A 953-nucleotide genomic window follows, 5' to 3' on the forward strand; every position below is an offset into this window, starting at 1 on the left:
CCTTGTGCCGGTTCTTGCGTGAACCGGCACGAGGGGGCTTCGTTATGCCTGCAGGTTGCATCTTCCCTTGTCAGATTGTTTGATGCGGTCCAACGTTGTCCGCAGACGGGGTGGTTTTCCTTTACACTGGAGTGTGTGTTCTACGGTGAACACCCTTGTCCACTCACTTTATAAAGGAATATTGTGTTGAAAATTTATGCCGCCGCTGGCGTTCTTGCGGGTGCTCTACTGCTGACCGGTTGCTCTTCGCCTGTTCGCACTCCGGAGTCTACGCCTTCTGCCTCGTCGTCGACGTCTGCTTCTGCTAGCCCTTCGGTTTCAGCTACTCCTAGTTCTTCTCCGACGCCGAGTGCGTCTGCGTCTCCTTCGGAGTCTCCTACCCCGACGGTAACCCCGTCTCCGGTTCCGACGACCGAGGCTCCCGTGCAGGCGCCGGCTACTGAGGCACCTTCCGCGCAGGCACCGGCTACTGAGGTACCTTCCGCGGAGGCTCCGGCGGCACCAGCCTCAGAGACCCCGGCACAGCAGGCACCGGTTCAGGAAGCTCCCGTTCAGCAGGCTCCGGCAACTGAGGCCCCCGCTCAGCAAGCTCCCGCGCAGCCGGTTCAGCAGGCTCCGGCGCAGTCGAGTGTTTATTACGAAACATGCGCTGATGCTCGTGCGGCTGGTGCGGCGCCGCTGCATCGTGGCGAGCCGGGTTACCGCCCTGGTCTAGATAAAGACGGTGATGGCGTGGCGTGCGAGCCGAAGAAGAAGCACTAAGCTTCTACCCCCAGGTATAGCGAAGCCCCCTCGTACTATTTTGAACTGCGCCCCGAAACTTGGACGCAATAAATAATAGCCATTACACGGCTACCTCAAGGGCCTGAACCCGGTACTCTACCGGAGTCAGGCCCCTAAGCTTTACCTGACGTCTTACTGTATTCCAATGCGTGATATAGGCTTCAAGGTCA

General features: G+C 59.0%; 2 protein-coding genes. One reads left to right on the forward strand and one right to left on the reverse strand.

What is annotated here, in order from left to right; translation table 11 throughout:
• Nucleotides 1–423 precede the first annotated feature (423 nt).
• Nucleotides 424–762, forward strand: a complete 339-nt coding sequence (locus HMPREF2630_RS09370) for an excalibur calcium-binding domain-containing protein (RefSeq protein WP_246822780.1) — start codon at nucleotides 424–426, stop codon at nucleotides 760–762.
• A gap of 82 nt (nucleotides 763–844) precedes the next feature.
• On the opposite strand, the gene HMPREF2630_RS09445 is transcribed toward HMPREF2630_RS09370, so the two are convergent.
• Nucleotides 845–937: an IS3 family transposase gene (locus HMPREF2630_RS09445; RefSeq protein ID WP_305793926.1), complete on the reverse strand. Its 93-nt coding sequence runs from the start codon at nucleotides 935–937 to the stop codon at nucleotides 845–847.
• Nucleotides 938–953 lie beyond the last annotated feature (16 nt).

This window comes from Rothia sp. HMSC072B03, from assembly GCF_001809565.1.
Taxonomy (GTDB): Bacteria; Actinomycetota; Actinomycetes; order Actinomycetales; family Micrococcaceae; genus Rothia; species Rothia mucilaginosa_A.